Origin of the sequence: Corallococcus exiguus, assembly GCF_009909105.1 — a bacterium.
In the GTDB taxonomy this organism is placed as follows: Bacteria; Myxococcota; Myxococcia; order Myxococcales; family Myxococcaceae; genus Corallococcus; species Corallococcus exiguus.
This window is the reverse complement of record NZ_JAAAPK010000007.1, coordinates 288645-312087: the sequence shown is the minus strand read 5'-3', so window position 1 is coordinate 312087 and position 23443 is coordinate 288645. Positions and strand designations below refer to the sequence as shown.

Annotated in this window: 10 protein-coding genes; 5 read left to right on the top strand and 5 right to left on the bottom strand. The window is 71.1% G+C overall.

Annotation, left to right across the window (positions count from 1 at the left end; all coding sequences use genetic code 11):
* Positions 1 to 50: 50 nt before the first annotated feature.
* Together GTZ93_RS25670 and GTZ93_RS25665 are read left to right on the top strand one after the other, a co-directional pair.
* Positions 51 to 1469 carry an RICIN domain-containing protein gene (locus GTZ93_RS25670; protein ID WP_139916268.1) on the top strand — a complete coding sequence of 473 codons (1419 nt, stop codon included), beginning with the start codon at positions 51 to 53 and terminating at the stop codon, positions 1467 to 1469.
* An 82-nt stretch (positions 1470 to 1551) separates the two neighbouring features.
* Positions 1552 to 2889: a hypothetical protein gene (locus tag GTZ93_RS25665; RefSeq protein ID WP_161663049.1), complete on the top strand. Its 1338-nt coding sequence runs from the start codon at positions 1552 to 1554 to the stop codon at positions 2887 to 2889.
* A 6-nt stretch (positions 2890 to 2895) separates the two neighbouring features.
* Here GTZ93_RS25665 and GTZ93_RS25660 read toward each other — a convergent pair whose 3' ends face one another.
* The 5 genes from GTZ93_RS25660 to GTZ93_RS25640 form a co-directional block, all read right to left on the bottom strand.
* Positions 2896 to 13188 carry a non-ribosomal peptide synthetase gene (locus GTZ93_RS25660; RefSeq protein ID WP_139916267.1) on the bottom strand — a complete coding sequence of 3431 codons (10293 nt, stop codon included), beginning with the start codon at positions 13186 to 13188 and terminating at the stop codon, positions 2896 to 2898.
* 13 nt (positions 13189 to 13201) lie between these two features.
* Positions 13202 to 14440 (bottom strand): MFS transporter, encoded by a 1239-nt coding sequence (locus GTZ93_RS25655; protein WP_139916266.1) that lies wholly within the window; start codon positions 14438 to 14440, stop codon positions 13202 to 13204.
* Positions 14441 to 14534: 94 nt separating this feature from the next.
* A complete protein-coding gene (locus tag GTZ93_RS25650; RefSeq protein ID WP_139916265.1) occupies positions 14535 to 15611 on the bottom strand; it encodes an ATP-binding response regulator in 1077 nt (358 codons plus the stop codon).
* Positions 15608 to 17074 (bottom strand): ATPase domain-containing protein, encoded by a 1467-nt coding sequence (locus GTZ93_RS25645; protein WP_139916264.1) that lies wholly within the window; start codon positions 17072 to 17074, stop codon positions 15608 to 15610. Before GTZ93_RS25645 ends, GTZ93_RS25650 begins: the two co-directional genes overlap by 4 nt.
* A gap of 214 nt (positions 17075 to 17288) precedes the next feature.
* Complete coding sequence (locus tag GTZ93_RS25640) at positions 17289 to 18629, bottom strand: MFS transporter (protein ID WP_139916263.1); 1341 nt, start codon at positions 18627 to 18629, stop codon at positions 17289 to 17291.
* 184 nt (positions 18630 to 18813) lie between these two features.
* Here GTZ93_RS25640 and GTZ93_RS25635 point away from each other — a divergent pair, with 184 nt between their 5' ends.
* From GTZ93_RS25635 to GTZ93_RS25625, 3 genes are all read left to right on the top strand, one after another.
* A complete protein-coding gene (locus tag GTZ93_RS25635) occupies positions 18814 to 20097 on the top strand; it encodes a serine/threonine protein kinase (RefSeq protein WP_257979047.1) in 1284 nt (427 codons plus the stop codon).
* Positions 20098 to 20140: 43 nt separating this feature from the next.
* Entirely contained in the window at positions 20141 to 21190 is a 1050-nt protein-coding gene (locus GTZ93_RS25630; RefSeq protein WP_139916261.1) for a PEGA domain-containing protein, read from the top strand.
* A gap of 171 nt (positions 21191 to 21361) precedes the next feature.
* Positions 21362 to 23374, top strand: coding sequence for a TonB-dependent receptor plug domain-containing protein (locus tag GTZ93_RS25625; protein WP_257979046.1), 2013 nt, complete (start codon positions 21362 to 21364; stop codon positions 23372 to 23374).
* Positions 23375 to 23443: the final 69 nt, after the last annotated feature.

The following is a 23443-nucleotide window of genomic DNA, read 5'->3' as shown; positions in this document are numbered from 1 at the left end:
TAGTGGGTTTTACGGGTCAAGCCCGTTCAACCCCTTCGCAGGAGTCTGCTGTGTCTCGTACCTCGACGCCGTTCCGGACGTGGGCGCTGGGCGCCGTGTTTCTCGCATCGTTGGGAGGCTGCTCGGGCCCGGAGGACGCTCCTGTCGTTGGGGAGCCGGTAGGCAAGGTGGAGGCGGCCGCGCTGTCCACGCGCGTGGTGGGCTACCTGCCGACGTGGGCGGGGGATGTGAATGCCCTGCAGTACTCGAAGCTGTCTCACATCAACTACGCGTTCGCGTTGCCCACGGCGTCCGGTGGGCTCACGGGGGTGAGCAGCTCTGACGCTCGGCTGCGCTCGCTGGTGACGCAGGCGCATGCGCAGGGTGTGAAGGTGCTCATCGCCGTAGGCGGCTGGAACGACGGCAACGACAGCGGCTTCGAGCAGATGGCGGCCAACGCGGGCACGCGCACGGCGTTCGTGAACACGGTGGTGAACTTCGTCAACGCGGCCGGGCTGGACGGCGTGGACATCGACTGGGAGTACCCGGACCCCGGCACGTCGGGGAACAACTACGCGGCGCTGATGCGCGAGCTGGGCACGGCCATGCACAGCCGGGGCAAGCTGCTCACGGCGGCGGTGGTGGCCAACGGCTACACGGGCGGCGGCGTGCAGGCGTCCGTGTTCAGCGACGTCGATTTCCTCAACATCATGGCGTACGACGGCGGGCAGCCGCATTCGACGTATGACCTGGCGGTCCAGTCGCTGAACTACTGGAAGGGGCGCGGGCTGCCGGCGTCGAAGGCGGTGCTGGGCGTGCCGTTCTACGGGCGCTCGCCGTCGAGCTACGTGGGCTATTCGGAACTCGTCGCGCGCGACTCGCAGGCGCCCTACAAGGACAACGTGGGGGACGTCTATTACAACGGCATCTCGACCATCCAGGCGAAGACGCAGCTGGGGAAGCAGAACGGCGGCGTGATGATCTGGGAGCTGTCCCAGGACACGTCCGGGAGCACGTCGCTGCTCAACGCCATCTACTCCGTGGCGCAGGGCACGGGCGGCACGGGGGCGTACCGGCTGGTGAACAAGGCCTCTGGCCGGTGCGTGGACATCAGCGGCCCCAGCACGGCGGACGGCGCTACCATCCACCAGTGGGCGTGCCACACGGGCGCGAGCCAGCAGTGGTCCATGGAGGCCACGGACAGCGGCTTCTACCGCTTCGTGTCGCGCCACAGTGGCAAGGCGCTGGACGTGAAGGACGTGAGCACGGCGGACGGCGCGGGGCTCCAGCAGTGGTCCTACGGCGGCGGGAGCAACCAGCAGTTCAAGCCGGTGGCGCTGGGCAACGGCTTCCACCGGCTGGAGGCGCGCCACAGCGGCAAGGTGCTGGACGTGACGGGCTGCCAGCAGGGCAGCGGTGACGGCACCTTGCTTCAGCAGTGGACCTGGTCCAACAACGACTGCCAGCAGTTCCGGCTGGAAGCGCTGTAGCCCCTTGGAGGGAGGCGGGACCGGCGCCGCGCCGGCCCCGTCGTGCATCGGGATCGGGGCGGATGATATAGGGGTGCCCTCGATGATTGACTCATTCGCCCGGTGGGGACACCTGCTCCGTCGTCCCATCCACCTGGGGTGGGAGCGCCTGCGCTCCCCGTATGCGACGGCGCTCGGGATGTGCTTCGCATTGCTGCTGTTGCGCTCGCACGCCCGGCTCGCGCAGGCGCACCTCTGGGCGGAAGACGGAGGGAGGTTCCTGGCGGATGTGCTCGAACACGGCCTGGGCTCCACGTTCATGCCCTACGCGGGCTATTTGCATGTCGTCCCGCGACTGCTGGCGTGGGGCGTGGCGCTCCTGCCCATCGAAGCGTTCGCGCTGGGGGTGGCGTTCGTCACCCTGGCCCTCAACGCGGCACTGTTCGCGCTCATCGCGCGGGACGGCTGCCGCTGGCTGGTGCCCCATGACGGCGTGCGGATCTTCACCGCCGTGGCGTTCTGCTTCCTGTCGGGCACCTGGGAGGTGACGGGCAACCTCGCCAACCTCCACTCCGTCCTCTTCTACGGAGTCATGCTGGTGGCGCTCCAGGACCTGGACCGCCCGCTGGGATTCGCCGACGGGCTGGTGCTGCTCGCGGTGGCCACGAGCGCGGGCGAAGGCGTGTTGCTGGCGCCGGTCTTTCTGCTGCGCGGGGTGATGCGGTGGCGCGATGGCCGGCCCCTGCGCGAAGTGGTGGTGGAGGCACTGGCGGCGGCGGTGCTGACCGTGCCGGCCGGGGTGAACGCGGTGCTCCTCCGCCAGGCCGACTTGCCCGCCGCGGACTTCTCCACCTGGCCGCTGTCCCGCATGGCGGAGCACCTCTGGATCACGTTCAACGACCGCTATGTGCTGCACCCGGTGCTGGGCGACAGAGGGGCGATGGCCTATTTCTTCTGGCCGTTCGCGGTGCGGATGGCGGTGGTGTCCGGGTTCGTCGCCGTGCTCGTCCTGGGGCTTCGCCGGTTGCCCGCGCGTCCGCGCGTGTTGCTGCTGGCCGCCTGCGCCTGCGTCTCCGTGTTGATCCCGCTCACCTGGTATGTGCGCGCCGACGCGGCTGAATTCCCCACGTTCGGCGTGCTCCGGGATCCGGACGTGATGGATGCCCGCTACATGCTGTTCGCGCTCCCGGCGGGGCTCACCCTCTGGGTGGCGGCGCTGGGGCGGATCCGGACCGTCTTCGCCGGGGGCCTGTGCGTCTGCGTGGTGGTGCTGGCCCATCCACGCTGGACCTTCGAGCCGTGGGGGCCCGAGCGCGACTGGGCCCAGACCGCCCGACGCATCCGAGAGGTCCGCGAGACGCCAGGGGCGGAGGCGAGCGTGCGCATCAATCCCAAGGGATGGGCGATGCGGATCCGAGGCGCCTCGCGCCCCGGGCCGTGATCGCGCTCAGGGCTCCTGTGCCTTCGCGAGCGCGTCGCGCAGCCTGGCGGCGAGCACCTGGAGATGCGGAGGCTTGAGGAAGGAGTAGTGGTCTCCGGGCACCGTGTGCATGTCCAGTCCGCCGGGCGCGTAGGCGGCCCAGCCGTGGTCCCAGCGGGAGGCCTCCGCTTCGAAGAGCGTGAAGGGGCCGCTGGCCGGCGGCGGTTCGTAGACCCAGCCCGCGTTCAGGTGGACCTCGAACGCGTGACGCAGCTGGTGCAGCGACTGCTCCGCGGCGAAGAGCGGCTGGCTCGCCTCTTCCAGCACCTCCATCCACCGGCTGGGTGAGAGCCCTTCGTTCGGCGGCAGCGGCTGTCCCGAGGCGCGCAGCAGGTCCTCCAGGAACAGCGCGCTCAGCCGCGCCTTCGCGTTCATGTCATCCGGGTTGCCGAAGTGCAGGCTCGCGGAGGTGTCCAGCAGCGCGAGCAACGCCACCGTCTCGCCTTCACGCCGCAGCTGGTGGGCCATCTCCCACGCGACGCTGCCGCCCATGGACCAGCCGCCCAGCAGGTAGGGGCCGTGCGGTTGGACCTCTCGCACCGCGCGCACGTACAGGGTCGCCATCTCCGGAATGGAGTCGCAAGGAGGGCCCTCGCCGTCCAGGCCGCGGGCCTGGAGTCCGTAGAACGGCTGCTCCGGTCCCAGCGCCCGCGCCAGCTCCGCGTAGGGCACGACGCTGCCGCCTACGGCATGGACGCAGAAGAAGGGGCGCACGCCCTTGCGGCCCTTCTGGAGCGCGACCCGAGGTGTCCAGGGCGCCGCGTCCCGGAGCAGGCCCGCGAGGTGTTCCACGGTGGCGTTCTGGAAGAGCGCCGCCACCGGCAGCGTCCGGCCCAGCCGGGCGTGGATGGCCGACTGCACGCGCAGCGTCAGCAGCGAGTGGCCACCCAGCTCGAAGAAGTTGTCGCGCACGCCGATGGGATGCACGCCCAGCACCTCCTCCCAGATGCGCACGAGCTGGAGCTCCAGCGGCGTGCGGGGACCCACCAGGGTTCGCGTGGGCTCGCGGCCTGCCTCCGGTGCGGGCAGCGCCTTGCGGTTCACCTTGCCCGAGGGCGTCAGCGGGAACCGCTCCATCGCGACCCAGCGCGCGGGCACCATGTATTCCGGCAGCCGCTGTCGCAGGAAGCTCCGCAGTGCTCCGACGTCCAGGGACTTCCCTCCGGCATCCACCACCCAGCCCACCAGCTGCTTCTGGCCGCTTCCGTCATCCCTCGCGTCGACGACGCAGTCGCGCACCGACGGGTGCTGCGCCAGCGCTGCTTCAATCTCTCCCAGCTCGATGCGGAAGCCGCGCACCTTGAGCTGCGCGTCACGCCGGCCCAGGTACTCCAGCGTGCCGTCCGGAAGAAGCCGCGCCCAGTCGCCCGTGCGGTACAGCCGGCCTCCGGGCGTGGCGCCGAGCGGATCCGGGATGAAGCGGTCGGCGGTGAGGCCGGGCTGGTTCAGGTAACCGCGGCAGACCTGCACGCCGCCCACGTACACCTCGCCCGTGACGCCCTGGGGCACCGGCTGGAGATTCGCGTCCAGCACGTGCACGGGCACGTTGATCAGGGGCCGGCCGATGGAGGGCAGTGCCGGCCAGATGTCCGGATCTCCCTTCAGCGACAGGGACGTCACCGCGTGGGCTTCGGATGGGCCGTAGTGGTTGTGCAGCACCGCGCCCGTGCGCTTCATGAAGCTGCGGATCGCCGGAGTCATGCGCAGCTGCTCTCCCGCGACCATGATCTCCCGGACGCGCGTGGGGAAGGTGCCCTCGCGCTCGGCCACCTCCGCCAGGTTCTGGAGTGCGACGAAGGGCATGAAGAACCGCTCGATGCCCGCACCCTCCAACAGGGCCAGCAGTTGGCTGGCATCGCGGCGGACCTCGTCGGTGAGCAGCACCAGTTCACCGCCCGCGGCCCAGGTCGCGAAGAGTTCCTGGAAGGACACGTCGAAGCTCAGCGCGGAGAACTGGAGCGTGCGTGCCCCGGGCGCCACCGCGTCCCCCAGCTGCCAGTGCAGCAGGTTCACCAGCGCCGCGTGGTGCATCGCGATGCCCTTGGGCGTGCCGGTGGAGCCGGAGGTGAAGATGACGTAGGCGAGCGCCTGCGCGTTGCCTCGGGATTCTGGCCGCGTGTCGGGTTCCCGGGCCAGGGCTTCCGTCCGCGTGTCGAGCTCCAGCACTCGCGCCGCGCTGGACCCCAGGACCTCGCGCAGCTCGTGCGAGGTGAGCAGCACCGCCGCGCCTGACGCCTGGAGCATCGCGGCGAGCCGCTCCGGCGGATAGGCCGGATCCAGGGGGACGTAGGCGCCTCCCGCCTTGAGCGTGCCCAGCACCGCCACGGGCAACTCCAGCGAGCGCCGCAGGTGGATGCCCACGCGGACATCCGTCCCCACGCCCAGGCCGCGCAGTTGGTGCGCGAGCTGGTTCGAGCGCCGCTCCAGCTCCCCGTAGGTGAGCGCCTCATCTCCGAAGCGCACCGCGATGGCGTCAGGCGTCCGCGAGGCAGTGGCTTCGAAGAACGCGTGGATGCCCGGCATGGCGGGAAAGGCCGCCGGCCGGAGCGCCCACGCCGCCAGCTGTCGCCGCTCCGCGTCCGCGAGCATGGGCAGCGTGCCCAGGGGCGCGTCCGGCGCCGCGAGCGCGCCTTCGAGCAGCCGCGTGTAGTGATCCGCGAACCGCGCCACCGTGGCCTCGTCGAAGAGGGCGGTGTTGTACTCCCAGAGGATGGACACGCCCTCCGGCGCTTCCCGCACGAAGAGGGTGAGGTCGAACTTCGCCATGCCGGGCTCGAAGGCCAGGGCGCTGACGTGGACGCCGGGCAGCTCCCAGGGCGCGCCCCCGTTCTGGAAGACGAACATGACCTGGAACAGCGGCGAGCGGCCCAGGTCCCGCGTGGGGACCAGCGCGTCCACGAGCTGTTCGAACGGCATGTCCTGGTGGGCATAGGCGCCCAGGCAGGCCTCGCGTACGCGGCCCAGGAGCGCGCGGAAGCTCTCCGCCCCAGTGGCATCCACGCGCAGGGCCAGGGTGTTGGTGAAGAAGCCGATGAGGTTCTCCACCTCGCGCTGGCCGCGCCCCGCGATGGGCGTGCCGATGACGAGGTCGTCCTGTCCGCTGTGCCGCGCGAGCAGCGCGTGAAATCCCGCGAGCAGCAACATGAAGGGCGTGACGCCCGCGTCGCGTGCCAGGGCCTGCACCGCGGCGGGAATCGAGGCGGGCAGGGGGCGCGAAAGCTGGAGGCCCTGGTAGGTCTGCACGGTCGGCCGTGGCCGGTCGGTGGGCAGCTCCAGCGTCGGCGGAGCGCCTTCCAGGTGCTGCTTCCACCACGCGCGCTGGGCCTCCAGCGTCTCGCCCGCCATCACCTGACGCTGCCACGCGGCGAAGTCCGGGTACTGCACGGACAGGGGCGGCAGGGTCAGCGATTCGCCCTGGTGACGTGCCGTGTAGAGGGCCTTCAGCTCGCGCACCAGGATGTCGATGGACCAGAAGTCACACACGATGTGGTGCATGACCATCAGCAGCGCGTGTCGCTCCGGCGCCGTGTGTACCAGGGTGGCGCGCACCAGCGGGCCGCGCTCCAGGTCGAAGGGCTTCTTCGCCTCCGCCTCCGCGCGCGAGCGCAGCAGCGCGTCCCCGTCCAGGGACTCGAGGGCGAGCGTGAACGGCCGATGCTCCACGACGTGTTGGACCGGCTGACCCTCGCCGTCGCTGAACGTGGTCCTCAAGGCCTCATGCCGTTGGATGAGCGCATCCAGCGCGCCCTCCAGCGCTGGGACGTCCAGCGAGCCGTCGAGGTGGAAGAAGAAGGGCACGTTGTACGCGCTTCCGTGGGGATCCAAGCGCGCGAGGAACCACAGGCGCTGCTGCGCGAAGGACAAGGGCCGCGGCTTGTCCCGCGACCCCGCGACGATGGGCGGCACCGGCGGACCGTGGCCTCCCTTCTGGAGCGCCTCCAGCCGCTCCGCGAACCGGGACACCGTCGGGGACTCCAGGAGCAGGCGCAGGGGCACGTCCCGCTGGAGCACGTCCCGCAGCCGCGACACCACCCGCGTGGCGAGCAGCGAGTGTCCGCCCAGCTCGAAGAAGTGGTCGTGCGCTCCCACGCGGGGCACGCCCAGCAGCGGCGCCCACAGCTCCGCCACCAGCGTCTCCCAACCCTCGCGTGGCGCCACGTAGGCGTCCGGGCCCGTCCGCGTTTCCGGCGCGGGCAGGGCCTTGCGGTCCACCTTCCCTGACGGGGTCAGCGGCATCCGCTCCAACTTCACGAACGCGGAGGGCACCATGTGCGCCGGCAGCCGCGCGGCCAGGTGGGCACGCAGGTCGCCCGCGTCCACGCGCGCGCCGGTGACGTAGGCCACGAGCCGCTTGTCGCCGGGAGCGTCCTCTCGCACGACGACGCTCGCGTCCTCCACGCCCGGCGAGGCCTTGAGCGCGGTCTCGATCTCTCCTGGCTCGATGCGGAAGCCGCGCACCTTCACCTGCGAGTCGGTCCGGCCCAGGAAGTCGAGGACGCCCTCTGGCCGCCACCGCACCCGGTCTCCCGTGCGGTACAGCCGCGCGCCCGGCGTCGTGCTGAACGGATGCGGCACGAAGCGCTCCGCGGTCTGCGCGGGCTGTTGCATGTAGCCCCACGCGAGGCCATCGCCGCCCAGGTACAGCTCGCCCGCCACGCCCACCGGCACCGGCGCGCCCATCGCGTCCAGCACATAGGCCTGCGTATGGGTGATGGGCCGGCCGATGGGAACGGGGCGCCCGTCGTCCACCGTGCCCTCCAGCGGATGAACGGTGGAGAAGGTGGTGTTCTCCGTGGGGCCATAGGCGTTGATGACGTCCCGGCCGGCCTCGCGCACCTGTCGAGCGGCCAGCGGGGACATGGCCTCGCCGCCCGTCATCACCTGCCGCACGCGCGCGAGCGCCTGGGGCTGGAACATCGCCATCTGGTTGAAGAGGGCCGTGGTGATGAACAGCGTGGTGATGCCCTGCTGCTCCAGCACCCGGGCCAGTTCCTCCAGAGACGGCTGATGCGCGGGGGAGACCACGAGCTTCGCGCCATGCAGGAGCGCGCCCCACAGCTCTAGCGTCGACGCGTCGAAGGAGATGGGCGCCAGTTGGAGGAGGACCTCGTCCGGGCCGAAGCGCGCGTACGTCGTCCCCTTCACCAGCCGCACCACGCCTCGGTGCGGGATGCACACGCCCTTGGGCCGGCCGGTGCTGCCGGACGTGTACATGACGTACGCCAGCGCGTTCGCGGGGACGGTGATGCGCGGCGCTCGGGTGGACTCGTTCGCGAAGACAGCCCACGACGGCTCCAGCGGCACCACGCGCGCCTCCAGCGCCGCGAGCTTCGCCTCCTGGCCTGGCTGGGCCAGCAGCACCGGCAGGCGCGTGTCCCGGGCCATGAAGAGCAGGCGCTCGGTGGGATAGGCCGGATCCAACGGGACGTAGGCGCCGCCCGCCTTGAGGATGGCCAGCGTGGCCACGACCATCTCCAGCGAGCGGCCAGTGCACAAGCCCACCGGCGTGCCCACGTCCACGCCCAGCACGCGCAGGTGGTGCGCCAGCTGGTTCGCGCGCGCGTCCAGTTCCGCGTACGTCAGCTGGCGGCCCTCGAACTCCACCGCGATGGCCTGGGGCCTCTCCCGGGCCTGCTCCTCGAAGAGCGAGGTGATCGACGCCTCACGCGGAGGGTCAGCGTGGGTGTCGTTCCAGGTGAACAGCAGCCGCTGGCGCTCCTCGTCGGTGAGCAGCGGGAGCCGTGCCACGGGTTCTTCCCTCCGGGCGACGGCGGCCGCGAGCAGGCGCGTGTAGTGCTCGGCCATGCGCGCGACGGTCGCTTCCTCGAAGAGGGCGGTGTTGTACTCCCAGACGAAGTCCAGGCCTTCGGCGGACGGCTGGGCGAAGAGGGTGAAGTCGAACTTCGCCATCCCCGTTTCGACGTCCATCGGCGCCACGGACACATCCGGCAGGGCGCGCGCGGCGGGGCCTCCGGCGTTCTGGAGCACGAACATCACCTGGAACAGCGGCGCGCGGCTGGGGTCGCGTTCGGACTGGAGCGAGCGCACCAGCTGCTCGAAGGGAATGTCCTGGTGGGCGAAGGCCTCCAGCGTGAGGTCGCGGACTCGGCCCACGAGGTCGCGGAAGCTCGCGTCCGGAGACGCGGTGATGCGCAGCGGCACCGTGTTGATGAAGAAGCCGACCAGCCCCTCCAACTCCTGGCGCTCGCGGCCTGCGAGAGGTGCGCCAATGACGACGTCATGCTGGCCGCTGTAGCGGGCGAGCAGGGCGTGGAAGCCCGCCAGCAGCAGCATGAAGGGGGTGGCGCCCTCCTGCTGCGCCAGCGCTTCCAGGGCTCGCGACAGCGCGGGCGACGCCTTCCGGGACAGGTGCGCGCCCTCGAAGGTCTGCACCGCCGGGCGCGGCCGGTCCGTGGGCAGGTCGAGGAAGGCCGGTGCGTCCTGGAGCCGGGCCTTCCACCACCCGAGCCGCGCCTCCACCCCCGCGCTCGCCCACGTCCGCCGCTGCCAGCGCGCGAAGTCCGCGGGCTGGAGGGACAGGGGCGGAAGCTCCGCCGCGCCGCCGCCGGTGGCCTCGCGGTAGAGCGCCGTCAGCTCGCGCTCCAACACGCCCAGCGACCAGCCGTCGCAGATGATGTGGTGGAAGGTGACGAGCAGGGCGTGCTCCCCGTCCCGCACGTGCACCAGCGTCGCGCGCACGAGCGGCCCCTGGGACAGGTCGAAGGGAAGGCGCACCTCCGCCTCCGCGCGCCGCGCCAGCTCCGCCTCCGAGGACACGCGCTCGCGCCGCAGCGGCACGTGCAGCGCCGGGGCGATGCGCTGCACCGGCTGGCCCTGGTGCTCCACGAAGGTGGTGCGCAGCGCCTCGTGACGCCGCACGAGCGCCTGGAGGCACTGCTCCAGCGCGCCGTCATCCAGCGGCCCGCTCCAGCGCGTGAACCAGGGCAGGTTGTACGAGAAGCCGTCCGGATCCATCCGGGTGAGGAACCACAGGCGCGCCTGGGCCGAGGACAGCGGCGGGACCTCGTCGCGCGGGCTCGGCACGAGCGGCGGCGCTTCAACGTCCTCCGTCGGCCTCAGCGAGGCCAGGTGGGCGGCCAGCTCTTCCACGGTGGGGTTTTCGAACAGGATCCGCACCGGCAGATCCACCTGGAGCCGGTCGCGCAGCCGCGCGGTGACCTGGGTCGCCAGGAGAGAGTGGCCGCCCCGTTCGAAGAAGTGGTCGTGCGCGCCCACGCGCGGCAGGCGCAGGAGCGCGGCGAAGACTCCCGCGACCTCCGTCTCCAGTGGCGTGCGCGGGGCCACGAAGGCCTGGGCCGAGTCCGCGTCGTCGTCCGGCGCGGGCAGGGCGCGCCGGTCCAGCTTGCCGCTGGGAGTGAGGGGGAACGCGTCCAGCAACACGAAGGCCGCGGGCACCATGTACTCCGGCAGCCGGTCGCGGAGCACCGCCTTGAGCCCGCCCGCGTCCACGTCCGCTCCGGGCTGCGTCACCACGTAGGCCACCAGGTGCTTGCCCCGCGCCGCGTCCTCCCGCGCGATGACCGCGACGTCCTTCACGCCCGGCAGCTTCGCCACCGCCGCCTCCACCTCCGGCAGCTCGATGCGATAGCCGCGGATCTTCACCTGGGCGTCGCGCCGGCCCAGGAACTCCAGGGTGCCGTCCGGCAGGTACCGCGCGAAGTCACCGGCGCGGTACATCCGAGCGCCCGGATGCGGGCTCAGCGGATCCGGCAGGAAGCGCTCCGCCGTGAGGTCCGGCCGGTGCAGGTAGCCGCGCGCGAGCCCCGCGCCGCCGATGTACAGCTCGCCAGCAACGCCCACGGGCACCGGCTCCCACCGGGCATCCAGCAGGTACGTGCGTGCGTTGGTGATGGTGCGGCCAATGGGAGGCAGGTCCGGCCAGGTGTCCGGGTTGCCTTTCAGCACGTGGGCCGTGGCCGCGTGCGTCTCCGTGGGGCCGTAGTGGTTGTCCAGCACGCACCCGTCCAGCGCGTGGAGCAGCCGCCGCAGCGCGGGCGTCATCCGGAGCTGTTCGCCCGCGGTGTTGATCTCCTTGAGCGACGTGGGCAGCAGGCCGTCCGAGTCCGCCACCTCCGCCAGGTGCTGCAAGGCGACGAACGGCAGGAAGATGCGCTCCACGCCCTGGTCGCGCATCAACGTGAGCAGGGCCCGGCCGTCGCGCCGCGTGTCCTCCGAGACGAGCACCAGCTCCCCGCCCGCGGCGAACGTGGGCAGCATCTCCTGGAAGCACACGTCGAAGCTCAGCGCGGAGAACTGGAGCGTGCGGCCCCGGGGCGCGGTGGAGCGGCGCACCTGCCACTGGATGAGATTGAAGAGCGGGCGGTGCGGCATCGCCACGCCCTTGGGCACGCCCGTGGAGCCCGACGTGAAGATGACGTAGGCCAGCGTGTCCGGTCCGCCCGCAGGAGTGGGCGCGGTGTCTGGCGTGGAGAGTTCGTCCTCCAGGAACAGCCGCTCCGCGCCGCCCTCCGGCAGCCCCGACGCCAGGGAGCGCCGCGTGACGAGCACCTTCGCGCGCGACGTCTCCAGCATCAGCGCCAGCCGCTCCGGCGGATAGGCTGGATCCAACGGGCAGTAGGCCGCGCCCGACTTGAGGATGCCCAACACGCCCACCGCCAGCTCCAGCGAGCGGTCCACGCACAGCCCCACGGCCGTGTCCGGCGTCACGCCGCGCTGGCGCAGCGCATGGGCGACGCGGTTGGCCCGCCGGTCCAGCTCCGCGTACGTGAAGCTCGCCTCTCCGAAGCGCACCGCGATGGCGTCAGGATTCCGGCGCACGCTGGCCTCGAAGAGGGCGTGCACTCCGGGATGCAGCGGCACATCCGCGCCGGTGTCGTTCCAATCCCGCACCGCGCGTTCCCGCTCGCGCGCGGTCAGGAGCGGCAGCAGGGACACGGGGGACTCCGGCTTCGCGACGGCGCCCTCCAGCAGGCGCGCGTAGTGCGCGGCCATGCGCGCCACCGTCGCCTCGTCGAAGAGGTCCGCGTTGTATTCCCAGCGCGCCTCCAGGCCGCTGGGGTCGTCGTAGAGGAAGAGGGTGATGTCGAAGCGCGCGACACCGGGCTCGAAGTCCAGCTCCGTCACGGTGAGGCCGGGCCACTTGAGCGCGGCCCACGGCGAGTTCACGTGCACGAACATCGCCTGGAACAGCGGTGAGCGGCTGGGGTCGCGCTGCGGCACGAGCAGGTCCACCAGCTGCTCGAAGGGCATGTCCGGATGCGCATACGCGCCCAGGCACACCTCGCGCACGCGGCCGAGCAGCGCGAGGAACGTCGGGTCGCCGGACGTGTCCAGCCGCAGCGCCAGCGTATTGGCGAAGAAGCCGATGAGCCGCTCCACCTCCCGCCGCCCGCGCCCCGCCACGGGCGTTCCCACCACCAGGTCCTCCTGGCCGCTGTAGCGCGACAGCAGCACCTGGAACGCCGCCAGCAGCGCCATGTACGGCGTGACGGCCGCCTTGCGGCTCAGCTCGCGGATGCCCGTGGCCAGGGCTTGCGGCATGGGCAGGCGGTACACCGCGCCCCGGGACGTCTGGCGCGGCGGACGAGGCCGGTCCGTGGGCAGCTCCAGCGCGGGAGGCGCGCCCGAAAGCCGCTCCTTCCACCAAGTGCGCTCGGCCTCCAGGAAGTCACCGGCGAGCGTCTGGCGCTGCCAGTGCGCGAAGTCCGCGTACTGCGCCGGCAGCTCCGGCAGCCGGTGCGGTTCGTTCCGGGTGGCGGCGGCATGGAGCGCGCTCAGTTCGTTCGCCATCCACCCCAGCGACACCGCGTCGCAGACGATGTGGTGCGTGACGAAGAGCAGCGCGTGCTCCTCCGGCGACAGCCGCACCAGCGTGGTCCGCACCAACGGCCCGCGCGCCAGGTCGAACGGCCTGCGCGCCTCTTCTTCCGCGTGCTCGCGCAGGGCCTGCTCCCGGCCGCTCAGGTCCTCCCGCCGGAGCGTCAGCGTCAGTGAAGGGGCGATGCGCTGCACCGGCTGGCCGTCCACGGCGGCGAAGGTGGTGCGCAGCGCTTCGTGCCGGTCCACGACGCCCTGGAGGGCCCGCTCCAGCGCGTCCGCGTCCAGCGCGCCCTTCAGCCGCACGAAGAAGTAGACGTTGTACGTGGCGCTCGTGCCCTCCATCTGCGCCAGGAACCACAGGCGCTGCTGCATGAAGGACAGCGGCAGCGCCTCCGTCCTGGGGACGAGGGGCAGCGGGACACGCTTCTTGCCCGGGGCAACCGGCGAGGAGGTCGTCATGGTGAAGGCCCTGTCAGGTCTCGTAGGCAGCGAAGCCGCGCGAGCGCAGCGTGCGCAGCAGGACGGTGAAGAGGAGGAACCCGAACGCCGCTCCCCCCATGACGGGCCGGACGCCCAGCCGGTCCGCGAGCGCGCCTTGCGACCACACGCCCACCGTGAAGCCGACGAAGAGCAGCATGGAGTTGAGGCTGGCGATGCGCGCCTGCAACTCGCCGGACACGCGCGCTTGGCACAGCGTGGCCAGCCCCGTGAGCGTCAGCATGTACAGCGCCCCCAGCGCCAGCACCGCCACCGTCGCCATGCCCAGCGACGGGGACAGCCAGTACGCCGCCGCCGCCGGACCGATGAGCAACAGGCTCACCTCGAGAAGCCGCCCCCGTCCCATCCAGTCCGCCAGCGTGCCCGCGCTCAGCGCCGCCAGGAACGCCCCCGCGCCCTGCGCCGTCACCAGCATCGACGTGGCGCCCGCGTCCTGGCCGAACACCCGGATGGCCATGACGGGTGCCAGCGCTGTGAACGGGGCGATGCACACGGCGATGGCCAGCGTCCCGCCCATGGCCATGAGCAGCGCCTCGTCCGCCCGCGCCACCTGGAAGCCTCGCGCGATGCCCGCCCACAGCCCTTCGGTCGAAGCAGGCTTCACGGCGGCCGGAGCCCCCCGCACGCCCAGCAGCGACAGCATCACCGCGCCGAAGGAGAACGTGTTGAGCAGCAGCACCCAGCCGATGTCCGTGTGCGCGATGAGCAGCGCCGCCAGCGCCGGGCCGCAGATGCGCCCCAGGTTGGCCTGGGCCGAGTTGAGGCTCAGCGCGCTGTGCAGGTCCTCCTTCGGCACGGAGACGGCGATGAGCGCGGAGAACGCCGGCATGAACAGCGTCACCGCGCAGCCGTTGAGGAACGAGATGACCGCCACCCAGCGCACCGTCAGCCCGCCGGTGAAGGCCAGCGCCGCCAGCGTCCCCGCGAGCACCATCTGCACCAGCGCCCCAATCCCCACCGCGCGGCGCCGGTCGAACCGGTCCCCCAGCGCGCCTCCCAGCGGCGACAAGAGGATGGACGGCAGCCACGTCAGCGCCGCCACTCCGCCCGTCCACTCCGCCCGGCCCGTGACCTTCGTCACGTACACGCCCAGCGCCAGCACCTCCATCCACGTGCCGATGTTGGACAGCGCCGCGCCCCCCCACAGGAAGGCGAAGTCACGGTGCTTCAACGCGCGCAGCGAAGACAGGCGGGACGGAGGAGGCGTGGACACACTCGCTTTCTAATTCACCGAGAGCGCCGGGTGTTCGCGGACTTCCAGTCTGGTTGGTTTGAATGGAGTTCCGGCGGAAACGTGCAGTCCTGCTTCAGTTCCGCCGGGGCAGGCGCAAGATGAAGGTGGAGCCCTCACCCAGGGTGGAGCGGACGGAGAGCGAGCCGCCGTGCAGCTTCGCGAGGGCCGCGGCGATGAAGAGGCCCAGGCCGTGGCCGCGCCCGCGGTCCTCGTCCGCGCGCTGGAAGCGGTCGAAGACGTGGGGCAGGGCGTTGGCGGGAATGCCCACGCCCCAGTCGCGGACGTGGACGAGGACGAGGCCCGGGTTGAGCGTCACGCCCAGCTCGACGTGGCGCGACGTGCCGCTGTACTTCACCGCGTTGGACAGCAGGTTGTTGAGCACCTGGCGCAGCCGCTCCGTGTCCAGCATCAACGACTCCACCGCATCCAGGGCGTGCAGGGAGAAGTCCATCTCCGGTTGCAGCTCGCGCCACTCCTGGACGAGCTCCTGGAGGAAGAGCGTCAGCTCCGTGGGGGCCAGCTTCAGCTCCAGCTTCCCGTCCGCCAGCCGGGAGGCGTCCAGGATGGACGTCACCAGCCCGTTCATCCGGTCCAGCTGGCGCAGGACGGCCTCCGCGGAGCGGCGCTCGTCGTCGACGCCGCGCTTCAGCACCTTGCGCAGCAGCAGCTGCGTGTTGAGCCGCGCGGAGCTGAGCGGCGTCTTCAGCTCGTGCGCCACCCAGTTGATCATCTCCTCGCGGGCCAGGCTCAGCGCGTTGGAGGGCTCGCGCGCGGTGGGAGCCGCTTCGGGGTGGCTTTCCGCGCGGTACTGGAGCGCGGTGCTCACCGCCTGCTCGAAGGTGGACAGGTCCACCGGCTTCGCGAGGAAGGTCTGGGCGGCTTCACGCCCCTGCGGACGCGCCGCGCTCAGGAGCAGGAAGGGCACGTCCGACAGGGAGGACTCGGCGCGCATGGCATGCAAGAGCTGCATGCCCGTCCTGCGCGGCATCATGTGGTCGCTGACCACCAGGTCCGGCGTCTCCGTGCGCGCCAGCAGCAGGGCCTCCTCGCCGTTGTGCGCGCGCACAACGCGGTGGCCCATGTCCTCCACGACCTCGGAGAAGACCTCCAGGAGCGCCTCTTCATCCTCCGCGATGAGGACCAGGCTCATTCACCCACCCCTCCAATGGTGGTGCCCAGCGGCCGGGCCTGTCCGGTGAGCAGGCCCATGGCGGAGCGCAGCGGGGCGAGCACCTTCAGTCCCGTGTTGTTGATCTGGAACTCGCGCAGGTCCGCGGTGTATTCGCTGTCGCGCATCTTGAGCACGGACAACAGGCGGTGCATCTGGCCGTGCAGCTCCACGTAGCGCAGGAGCAGCAGGTTCTCTCCCAGGCTGGCGACGGGCGCGTCGTTGAAGTCCAGCTCCGTGCCGACGATCTTCGACACCTCGCGGGTGAACAAGCTGGTGACCCCCCGCATGCGCAGCTGCATCGCGAGCGCCGCCAGGAAGGTGCGCCGCCGGGCGGGGTCCAGGATGGACAGCTCCAGCTCCGTGAGCCCGTCCAGCACCAGCCGCTGGACGCCGAGCGCGTCCACCTGCTCCAACAGGTCCCGGACGATCGCGTCCGCCTCCAACTCCATGGGCGGCAGGTGGCGCAGCGTCAGCCGGCCATCGTCCAGGAGGGGGGCCACGTCCAGCCCCACGCGCAGGGCGCGGGCCCGGAGCATGGCCGGAGCATCGAAGAAGGAGACGTAGAGCGCCTTCTGGCCCTGGCGCGCGCCAGCCGCGGCGAAGTGCATGGCCACCAGCGTCTTGCCAATGCCCATGCTCCCCGCCAGCATCGTGGTGCTGAGCTCCGGAATCCCCCCATTCATCAGCGCGTCCATCTCCGGCAGGCCGAAGCCCAGGCGCTTGAGCGTGGGCGGCTCGTCCCGGACCTCCAGGGGCACGGCCTCCAGGCGCGGGATGAACTCCACGCCGCTCTCGCGCATGAGCATGGTGTGCTCGCCGGACAGGTGGGGCCGGCCTCGCAGCTTCACCACCTCCACCCGGCGCACCCGGCGGGAGCCATGGGGCTGGACGGACAGCGACAGGATGCCGTCCACCGTGGTGGCCTCCGGCAGCGCCATCAGCCGATCCAATGGATACTCCGTGGTGAACAGGCCAATGCAGTTGCTGGCGGCCAGGCCGATGCCCAGCTCGTAGAGGAACTCGCGCAGCCGCGCTTCGTCCTGCCACAGGTCGCGGATGGAGCGCAGCCCGTCGATGAAGAGCATCGCCGCGCCGCGCTCGCGCACCGTCTGCAGCAGCAGCTCCCGGGCCTCCTTCGCGCCCCGCTTGAGCGCCGAGTAGGCGCTGATGAGGAAGAACGTCTCGCCCAGCACCTCCGGCTGGAAGAAGGCGAAGCCGGACAGGGCCTCCATCAGCTTGTCGTGGGGCTCCGAGGTGACGGTGGCCACCACCACGGGAAGGCCGCGCGCCGCGGCCGCGAAGGCCACCTGGCTGCACAGCACCGTCTTCCCCGAACCGGGCGTGCCGGTGACGATGAAGGACTGGCGAGCGGGGATGCCCCCACCCAGGATGACGTCGAAGCTGGGAATGCCGCTCTGGAAAAGAGGAGTCTTACTGGGCATGCCGGGTTCCGTCGGAGAGGGTCAATGCGCGAAGCTTCCGTCTTCTGGAAGCACGCGCCGGGACAAGGTGCGCACGGGAGGGGAACCGGGCATGTCCAAAGCCCCTCCGCTGTCCCCTTCGCATAGCCGACGCGCCCCGGATGGGGTTGGCTTCGTGAACTCGCGCCTCCCATCTGTCGGCTACACGTCAACACCTCCGGCCGCCAGGCGGGCGTCAGCGCGACGGCGCGGGCTGCTCGTCCGGTGCGCTGGCACGGGCGGTGAAACCCCGGAAGAGCAGCAACGACACCACGAGCCCCACCGCGCACACCGCGGAGACGTAGTACGCGGGCGCGAGCGGGCTCTCTTTCAGGGCCAGCGTCACGGCGAGCGGCGTGAGGCCACCGAACAGCGCGTACGCCACGTTGTAGGAGAACGACAGGCCGGAGAAGCGCACCGCCGGAGGGAAGGCCTGCACCATCACCGCGGGCACCACGCCGGCCACGCCCACGCAGAACCCCACGCCCGCGTAGAGCGGCACCAGGTGCTCCGGCGCGCTCGCCACGCCCCGGTAGAACAGCTGCGCGGCGACGAGCAGCATCCCCGAGCCGATGGCCATGGCCCGCGTGGGACCCAGCCGGTCCGCGAGCAGCCCGTAACAGATGCACCCCACCGTGAGCGTGAGCGTGGCCACGCTGTTGGCCGCCAGCGCCTTCGCGGGCGGGATGTCGTGCAACTGCTGCATCAGCGTGGGCGTCATCAGGATGACCACCACGATGCCCGCGGTGAGCACCCAGGTGAACAGCATGGAGACGACGACGGCGGGCGCGTGGCCCCGGAGCGCGGCCTTGAGCGGCAGCTCGCGCACCAGCGCCTTCTTCTGGCGCATCTCCTCGAAGACGGGCGTCTCCTGGAGCCAGCGGCGCAGGAACACGGCGAAGAAGCCGAACACGCCGCCCACCACGAAGGGCACGCGCCAGCCGTACGCCAGCACCTGCTCCGGCGTGAAGACGGTGTTGACCGCGGTGGCCACCAGCGAGCCCAACAGGATGCCCAGCGTGAGCCCGGAGGTGAGCGTCCCGCACGCCAGGCCTACGCGGCGCTCTGGCACGTGCTCGGAGACGAACACCCACGCGCCCGGCACCTCGCCGCCCACCGCCGCCCCCTGCAACAGCCGCAGCGTGAGCAGCAGCAGCGGCGCCGCGTACCCGGCCGTGGCGAACGTGGGCAACAGGCCCATGCACAGCGTGGGCACCGACATCAGGAAGACGCTCAACGTGAACATCCGCTTGCGCCCGGTCCGGTCCCCGAAGTGCGCCATCACGATGCCGCCCAACGGCCGCGCCAGGTAGCCCGCCGCGAACAGCCCGAACGTCTGCAACTGCCGCAGCCAGTCCGCCGTCTCCGGAGGGAAGAACAGCTTCCCCATCACCGCCGTGAAGAACACGAAGATGATGAAGTCATAGAACTCCAGCGCGCCCCCCAGCGCCGCCAGCCCCAGGGTGCGGATGTCCCGGGCGGATAGCGGACGGGGAGCGGCCAGCGGGGACGAGGCGTCGGAGGGGGAGGTCGCCATGCGCGGAGGACCGGGAGGATATGCCGGGACACCCGCCCGTCGCCCATCCGTCACGTTGTTAAAGTGTATTCACCGCAAAACCTGTTGACACGGTGTGCGAAACTTGTGGGGAGGTCTCGGCATAGGTATCTTCCCGGAATTGCGAGTTCCGTCCTGGGAGTACAATTTGGACAGGGTTGATGCCGTGACGCCTTCGCCGGCCGCACCCGGGGTGGACAGCCTCTTCGGGAAGTACCGAATGGTGCAGCGGCTCGCCACGGGCGGGATGGCGCACCTGTTCCTGGCGACCATCGACGGGCCGGACGGCTTCTCCAAGGCATGTGTCATCAAGCGCATCCTGCCGGAGTACGCGAACCTGGAGCCCTTCGCGCGGATGTTCGCGGACGAGGCGAAGGTGGCGGCGCTGCTCACGCACCCGAACATCGTGCAGGTGTTCGACTTCGGGAAGATCGACGGTCAGTACTACCTGGCGATGGAGTGGATCCAGGGCCAGTCGCTGGACCGCATCATGCGGCACGCGGCGGCGGCCAACATCCCGCTGGGGCCGCGGGTGACGGTGGACGTGGGCCTGGCCATGTCGGACGCGCTCACGTACGCGCACGCGAAGACGCTGTCGGACGGGACGCCGCTGAAGCTGGTGCACCGGGACATCACGCCGGGCAACGTGCTGGTGTCTCGCGACGGCATCGTGAAGCTGGCGGACTTCGGCATCGTGAAGAGCTCCGTGAACCTGGAGCGCACGGTGGCCGGGGTGGTGAAGGGCAAGTACGCGTACATGTCCCCGGAGCAGATCACCAACCGGGAGTTGGATCACCGCTCGGACCTGTATTCGCTGGGCATCGTGCTCTACGAGGCGTCCACCGGGCGCCGGCTGTTCAAGCGCGACTCGATGGAGGCCACCATCATGGCCGCGTCGGCGGGAGACGTGCCGCCGCCGTCGCACGTGGCTCCGGGCTTCTCGCCGGACCTGGAGCGCATCCTGCTCAAGTGCCTGGCGAAGGACCCCGCGCAGCGCTACCAGACGGCGCGCGAGCTGCACGACGACCTGGAGCGCTACCGCACGGCGCAGCACTGGACGTCCGGCGGCCGGGAGCTGGCGGCGCTGATGGCCACGCTCTTTCCTCCGGACGCCACGGGTCGCGTGTCCACGGCGCTGGCGGTGCCGGGGTCCATGGCGGGCTCGTCGCCGGGAGTATCCGCGGATGCTTCGGGCATGGGCTCCACGCGCATGCCCAGCGGCATCTCCGGCCCGTCGCCCTTCGCGCCGCTGGAACACGCGGTGGAGCTGCGCGAGCCCAGCGCGCTGGTGCCCACGGGCATGCTGCCCCGGAGCACCGGGACGGGCTCCACCACGGGCGTCCTCCCGTCGCCGGAAGCGGCCTCGGCCGGGGCGTTCCCCTGGGGGCTGGCCGCGGCGGCGGGTGTCGCGCTGGCGGGCAGCGCGGTGTTCTGGCTGTTCATCGCGTGAAGGGCGGGCGCACCGTGTCGTCGTGGGAAGTGGGACTTTGAACGTGAAGAATCAGAAGACCTGGGTCGCCGTCATCCTGCTGGGCACCGTGGCCGTGAACGCCGGGGCGTACCTGGTGGTCCGCTCGCGCAAGGCCGCGCAGCCCGAGCCCGTCGCCACGCGCCCTCCCGACCCCACGCCTGTCGTGGCGCCACCTCGGACCGTGGCGTCCGTGTCCCCGCCCAAGGAGGACGCGCACGCGGGGCTCGTGCGGGCGCTGCGCGCGTCGGGCCTGGCCGCGCTGGAGGACCGCGACTACGAGCGCGCGGTCGCGCAGTTCACGGAGGCGCTCAAGCTGCGCCCGGATGAGGGGGACAGCGACCTGACGCGCCTGTTGGGCATCGCCACCGACCTGCGCTCGCGTGAGCAGACGCGGACCGCGCCCACGCCGCGTGAGCCGACGCCCAACCGCACGCCGCCCCGCACGCGCCTCGGGAAGCGGGGCGCCCGCGAGCAGCCGGTCGCCCAGGCCGCTCCTCAGGAAGATGCGAAGGGCGGGCTCCTGCTGGTGACGTCCACGCCGCCGGGGCTGGTGGTGATGGTGGATGGCAGGGCGGTGGACATGACACCGGCGCGGCTGCCGGTGTCCGCGGGCGCGCACCGCGTGGTGCTCGCGCAGGGCGACCGCCGCCTGTACGAGGAGACGGTGGAGGTGGACGCGGACTCGGTGCGCTCGCTCAACCGCGACCTCTCCGCGGAACTGACGCCGTCCACGCCGAAGCCGGCCGTGGCCCAGGTGGCGGCCGTGGCTCCGGCCTCGCCCCCGGCCGCGGGTGGTCCCGTGGCGTCCCCGCGCGACCCGGAGCCCACGAAGCCGCCCGAGCCTTCCGTGGCGAAGGCCGCCGTGGCGCAGCGGGGCGACCTGGAGGTGACGTCGCCGGGGCTCTACGGCGAGGTGTGGATCAACGGCCGGCCGTATGGCTTTCCGCCCATCTCCGCGCAGGCCCTGCCTTCCGGCCCCGCGAAGGTGGAGGTCCGCGTCAACGGCGAGGTGAAGCGGCGCATGACCGTGGAGGTCGAGCCGGGCCGCAGCACCCGCGTGCGCGTGAAGTGAACAAGGCCTACGCCCGCATTCGACGCAGTGCGCGTAATCCCAGAACTTTCGGACCCCGTTGAAGTCGCTACACTCTGTTTCACGTGAGGCCTGTCTCCCCCCGGGACGGGCTCGCGTCTCCCAACTTCGAGAAGGTTGTTTCGTATGGGCTTCACCAGGCACGGGCGTCGTGTGTGTGTATGGTTTGCGTTGCTGGGCGCGGGCACGGGCTTCGCGCAGACGGCGCCGGAGCCCACCCTGGACCCCGGGGAGATGCCCTCCGCCCAGGAGCAGCTGGACGAAGAGCCGGAGGTGCACAGCCAGGTGGCGTCGTTCGCCATCACGAAGCTGCATGACTCGCCGGCCGTGGTGACGGCCATCACCGCGGACGAAATCAGGGCCTCTGGCGCGCGCGACCTGATGGACGTGCTGTTGCAGGTGCCCGGCTTCTTCTTCGGCGTGGACGTGTCCGGCACGGTGGGGCCGGGCTTCCGGGGCCTGTGGGGCCAGGAAGGCAAGGTGCTGCTCATCATCGACGGCAAGGAGATGAACGAGCAGCTCTACTCCACGATGCAGCTGGGCCACGAGTTCCCAGTGGAGCTGATTGAGCGCATCGAGGTCGTGCGCGGCCCCGGCTCCGTCATCTACGGCGGCAACGCGGAGCTGGCCGTCATCAACGTCATCACCCGGGGCATCCAGGGCAGCACGGACGCGCTGGTGGTGGGCACCTACGGGCAGCTGGCGCACGGCCTGGGCCGCCGCAGCCTCACGGTGTCCGGCCGCAAGGTGTTTGAAAGCGCGCCGGGCCTGAGCGCGTTCGCGTCCGCTTCGCTGGGGCAGGGGCAGCGCAGCGGCGCCGTGTTCGACGACTTCTACGGCGACTCCGCGAGCATGAACGGCGCGTCGGCGATGGACCCCACGGTGGTGCAGGCCGGCGTGGGCTACCGGGACCTCCAGCTGAGCATCCTGTACCAGCGCCAGGACACCACGTCGGTGGTCTCCGTGGACGAGGTGCTGCCCACGCCCGCGAACACCGACTTCGAGTCGTTCCACGCCGAGCTGAGCGACCGCTTCCGGCCCACGGACCGGATTGAAATCATCCCCCGGCTGAACCTCACCCTGGGCGAGTCCTACCGGGACTCGGACGAGTCGTCTGACTTCTTCTACGACAAGCGCTACCGGCGCCTGCGCGGCCGGGCCCTGGCGCGCTGGGCGGCGTTCGACTTCCTCCAGCTCACGGGCGGCGTGGACCTGGCGTTCGACCAGGGGCAGCTGCGAGGCCCGGCGGGCATCGGCCAGCAGGAGCCCTTCAACGGCGACGAGGACGAGGTCTCCTACCGCAACGTGGCGGCCTTCATGGAGGTGTACTCGGACAACCCCATCGCCACGGTGGTGGCGGGCGCGCGCTTCGAGGACCACAGCGCCTTTGGCAGCTCGTTCGTGCCGCGCCTGGTGTTGCTCAAGTCCTTCGGGCCGGTGAGCGGCAAGGCGCTCTACAGCCGCGCCTTCCGAGCGCCGGGCATCGAGAACATCTCCCTGGGCGACGACGTCCGGCCGGAGCGCACCACGGTGTACGAACTGGAGGCCACCGTGCGCCTGGGCGAGGGCCAGAGCTTCAGCGCCAACGCCTTCGACGTGGGCGTGACGGACCCCATCATCTATTCGTATGACCCGGTCACGGCGTCGGAGGCGTACCGCAACCTGGGCCGCCTGGGCAGCCGGGGCATCGAGCTGGACTACCGGCTGCGCGGGTCCTGGGGCCGCGCGCAGGCGGGCTATTCGTTCTACCGGCCGGGCGGGCGCAACGACGTGGAGGACTACCTGGTGCCCGGCCAGCCCAAGGCCTTCACCGGGCTGCCCACGCACAAGGTGACGCTGACGGGCACGGCGAAGGTGCTGCCGTGGCTGTCCGTCAGCCCCACCGCCGTGCTGGTGGGCCAGCGCTTCGCCGTGGGGGCGCCGGACGAGGAGGGCGTGTCGGAGGTCCAGACGCTGTCGCCCCGGCTGCTGCTCAACCTCTTCGTGCGCGCGGAGAACGTTGGGACGAAGGGCCTGGAGATTGGCGCGGGCGTCTACAACCTGCTGGGCAGCGACTTCCGGGTGGCCCAGCCCTACAACGGCGGACACGCGCCCCTTCCGGTGTTCAGCCGAGAGTTCATGGTGAAGCTGACCTACCTCTTCGAGCCGTCCTACGACGACGAGTAGCCTGGCCGTCGGCCGGGACGCATCCGACGTTGCGCAAGGGCGTGGCGGGGCGTAGGGAATCCGCCTGCC

What these genes read in the sequence shown, in the direction of transcription:
- GTZ93_RS25665 (WP_161663049.1), top strand. Translation starts at nt 1,552, where the DNA reads ATGATTGACTCATTCGCCCGGTGGGGACACCTGCTCCGTCGTCCCATC.
- GTZ93_RS25660 (WP_139916267.1), bottom strand. Translation starts at nt 13,188, where the DNA reads ATGACGACCTCCTCGCCGGTTGCCCCGGGCAAGAAGCGTGTCCCGCTG.
- GTZ93_RS25650 (WP_139916265.1), bottom strand. Translation starts at nt 15,611, where the DNA reads ATGAGCCTGGTCCTCATCGCGGAGGATGAAGAGGCGCTCCTGGAGGTC.
- GTZ93_RS25645 (WP_139916264.1), bottom strand. Translation starts at nt 17,074, where the DNA reads ATGCCCAGTAAGACTCCTCTTTTCCAGAGCGGCATTCCCAGCTTCGAC.
- GTZ93_RS25640 (WP_139916263.1), bottom strand. Translation starts at nt 18,629, where the DNA reads ATGGCGACCTCCCCCTCCGACGCCTCGTCCCCGCTGGCCGCTCCCCGT.